Below are 3,698 nucleotides of genomic sequence, written 5' to 3'. Positions count from 1 at the left end.
CTCTCTTCGCTCCACAGGAACAGTCCAAAACGGCGTGGATCGCGCAGGCGCACTGCCTGCTTGCCAACGACCAGATCGACATGATCATGCTTCTGCGGCTGAGTGTTGGCGGGAACCACGCGCAGGCTGCCCGACATCCCCAGGTGTATGAGAATGTTGCCGCAAGGAGGCGTTTCGCACCACGATATCGGTGATACGCTTTCCCTCAAGGTATGGCTCGATGCCGCGTTTTGTTGTTTCAACTTCGGGCAGTTCCGGCATGATGTTTTACGAGGCTTTCAGAGAGACAGGACAGGAGCCCCTAGTATAAAGGATGCTCCTGCCAGGTCTACGCTGCGATGAGTCCGGTTATCCGGCTGTTACTTTTCCTGTTTAACCGAATGCACCGATATCTGTATCCAGGCCAATTAACTTTTGTTTCACAGCCCACTGCCTGACGAGGAACAGCTCCATATCCAGGTTTCCCTCACGCATTTGTATGATGGTACCTGGTATATCGTGAGTATCTGCTTCTGTGACTAACTGCATGGTAGTTTTTAAATAGATTGCATTCGATTTCACCATGTCACTCTCCTTGTCGTGTTTGTCATGCTGCTACAGTAAATTTAGTGCTTTAGAAGGGAAGTAAATAGAGAGTTTTTCTGAACTTTTTGTAGGACTTTTCCTACATGCATTTGGGGGGTGATGGTTGATGAGATTTGCCTGCGGAATCCATTTGATTCGTTTTGGCACAAAATGGCTGAGCATAGCGGCTTTTTTGTGGAAGATGACACCTGTAGCTTGTAGCTTTTATCTAAATTGATTATCGTCACTGCATGAAACTTCTTCACATGCTGTACGAGAAGCTGCGCCAATTGGGACGCGCGATCCTGCGCTATACGCCAATGTCCCTGTTCGCCGCATTTTTCGGCTTGCTGGCAGGTTATGCGCTATGGGAAGTGATAGATACCGTTCAGGAAGATGCGGTTAACAAAATTTACGACGAGCAACTTCAAATAAACCTCGATCAACGCGCGCGTGAGGCACTTATTCATTTTGACCACTCGGTACAGAGTTACGAGACCACCATTCGGTTGCTCTCCAATCACAGGAAACTTGCCAACTATCTCAATCCTGTCTACTGGTTTCCTGACGACCAGGAACCACGGCTTCTGTATACGGACAAGCAGCCTAACTGGCTGCCGGAACCCGAACGCTGGAAACCCCTTGCTTCGCCGACTCACATCATGCTTCTCGATACCGAGGGGCAGATACGCGAGGAGTATCGCCTGCAGCAATCGCTTCTACCTGAAGAGTTGTTGTCACAACTGGCGTCCTATATTTCGTCACCACAGACTATTCTGACCGACATCGATGGAGAGCCTTACCTGCTCGCAGCGACTGTTGCGGAAGATGCGGCCTACAACATCATGGGAACCCTCGTTATGGTCGTGCCTGTCGATGCCACGTTTCTCTCTTCAGCACAGAGCGGGCTTGTCACAGAGGCCCTCACAGCTGTAGTTGATGGCGCCACCCAGATCATACTCAATAGCAGTGATCCGGAAGTGGTTGGCAAGGGAGTGGCACTGGAAACACTAGATAGAAAATATGCCGTGACCACTCAATCATTTGCCGAATACGGTGGCGCCAACAGCAATCTACTCTTTGCCACCATGATTCCGAAGGCAAGTGTGCGAGAGCTGCGTCGCTCTGTTATCGCGCTTGAACGGCGTCAGCGAGCCATTGTTGCATTCAGCTTTATCATCTTTTTCTCACTGCTTTTCATGCTGGTTTCCAACCGTCTCAGCCGTGCGTTGCAGCGTCTCTCGGACTTTTCCCAGCGGGCACTGGGGATTAGCCAGCCGGCAGCGCGCATTGGTAACCAGTTGATGATTCTGGAGGAGTGGATGCGGCAATTTATCAACCTGGTGCGCGAGGCCCGCGAGGAGATGCGCAGCAGGCACGAGTCCGAGATTCTCGAGAAGGAAGCACTCACCAGTGCCATTATGGATGCCTCGGTTGATTCAATCGTTACAACCACCAGTGACGGCACCATCATTGACTTCAATCCTACTGCCGAGGAGGAGTTCAATTATTGTGAGGACGAGGTCGTCGACAACCTGTCAGTTGAGCGTCTTATCGCACCGGAAAGCAGAATCTATTTTCTCAACCTGTTTGCCGAGTGTCAGCGTGCCAAGGATTTCAATGATGCCCGTTCCGAGCTGGTTGCACAGAGGTCTGACGGCAGCCGTTTTCCTGTCGAGATCGCCATCCAGTCGATCCAGTTGCGCGACGAGGTGCTGTTTACCTTTTACTTGCACGATATTTCAGAGCGCCGCCGACAGGAAAACGAGATTCGTGCTCTTGCTGCATTTCCCAGTGAAAGCCCGTCGCCCATCCTGCGTATTGACAAGCAGGGTATCATTCAGTACGCCAACCAGGCGAGCGAACCCTTGATGGATTTCTGGCATAGCGGACGCATGCAGGAGTTACCGCTTGAGTGGCGCATTCGTGTTGCAGAGGCGCTCTCAAGCGGCGATGACTTAGAACGCGAGGTCAAAACGGATGATGCCGTTTACTCGATCATGTTGTCACCGATGCCTGAACTTGACTATGTCAATCTCTATGCGCGTGATGTCACAGAGACGCGTCTTGCCGAGGAGGAGGCGCGACGCCACCAGAACGAACTGATTCATGTCTGTCGAGTCAGTAGCATGGGTGAAATGGCCACCGGCCTGGCGCATGAACTCAACCAGCCGCTGTCGGCAATTATCAATTACGCCAATGGCGCCAAGCGTCGCTTTGTGCGTGGTGCAAGTGGCGAGGAGTTACTCGAACCGCTCGACAATATCAAGGCCCAGGCAACGCGCGCGGCACAGATCATCAAGTGGTTGCGCGGCCTGGTTGAACGACAGAGCAGGGTGCGTCAATCAGTAGATGTTAACGAGATGATTCGTGAAGTCCTCTCATTTATGGATTTCGAGATTCGCAAGGCACACCTTGATGTCGATTTCGACGCAGGCAGTAACCTGCCACCAATTCCACTCGACCTGGTGCAGGTTGAACAGGTGATTCTCAACCTGTTGCGTAACGCCATTGATGCGATTGCAGGCAGTGGGGTAAAGGGTAAAATCCGAATCAGTACAAGGGTTGATAATGACAACATGATGATTCTGATCGAGGATAACGGTCCTGGGATTTCGGAACAGGCGATGGAACATCTGTTCGAGCCCTTTTTTAGTACCAAGACCACGGGCATGGGTATGGGACTGGCCATCTCGCAGAGCATTATCGAGGAACATGATGGTAGAATTCATGTCTCTTCGGGAGAGTTGGGCGGGGCGACCTTCAGACTCTCTCTCCCGCTATCAGCAAGGAATAAACAGATCGCATGAGTGATAGTAGTGACAAAAAAATCACGGGCAAGGTCTTTGTCGTTGATGACGATGAAGCGATGCGCAGTTCGTTACGCTGGCTGATTGAGTCAGACGGACTCGAGGTCGAGACCTTTGAATCGGCACAGAAGTTTCTCGATAGCTATTATCCAGGGCAGGCAGGCTGCCTGCTGCTGGATGTCCGTATGCCGGGGATGTCGGGTCTCAAACTGCAATCACAGCTTGAGGAGCGTGAGATACGTGCACCAGTGATCATCATTACCGGTCATGGTGACATCGCGATGGCAGTCAAGGCAATGAAGGCTGGTGTGCGCGATTTTATCG

The 3,698-nt window shown here is 51.7% G+C and carries 3 protein-coding genes and 1 pseudogene; 2 read left to right on the top strand and 2 right to left on the bottom strand.

Going from position 1 to position 3,698, the window contains the following annotated elements:
• Both BOW51_RS08415 and BOW51_RS08410 read right to left on the bottom strand, forming a co-directional pair.
• Positions 1 to 261: pseudogene (locus BOW51_RS08415) on the bottom strand (DNA-formamidopyrimidine glycosylase family protein); the annotation flags it as partial.
• A 111-nt stretch (positions 262 to 372) separates the two neighbouring features.
• Entirely contained in the window at positions 373 to 564 is a 192-nt protein-coding gene (locus BOW51_RS08410) for a hypothetical protein (protein WP_078477318.1), read from the bottom strand.
• A 266-nt stretch (positions 565 to 830) separates the two neighbouring features.
• On the opposite strand from BOW51_RS08410, the gene BOW51_RS08405 reads away from it, so the two are divergent.
• Together BOW51_RS08405 and BOW51_RS08400 are read left to right on the top strand one after the other, a co-directional pair.
• Positions 831 to 3,374 (top strand): PAS domain-containing sensor histidine kinase, encoded by a 2,544-nt coding sequence (locus BOW51_RS08405; protein ID WP_167367288.1) that lies wholly within the window; start codon positions 831 to 833, stop codon positions 3,372 to 3,374.
• Positions 3,371 to 3,698 (top strand): response regulator transcription factor (locus BOW51_RS08400; protein ID WP_135568166.1); only part of this gene is annotated, 328 nt, incomplete at its 3' end. The genes BOW51_RS08405 and BOW51_RS08400, both read left to right, overlap by 4 nt.

It is taken from the genome of Solemya elarraichensis gill symbiont, from assembly GCF_002021095.1.
Lineage (GTDB): Bacteria > Pseudomonadota > Gammaproteobacteria > Chromatiales > Chromatiaceae.
The sequence above is the reverse complement of the archived record's forward strand: the minus strand, read 5'-3'. Positions and strand labels throughout refer to the sequence as shown.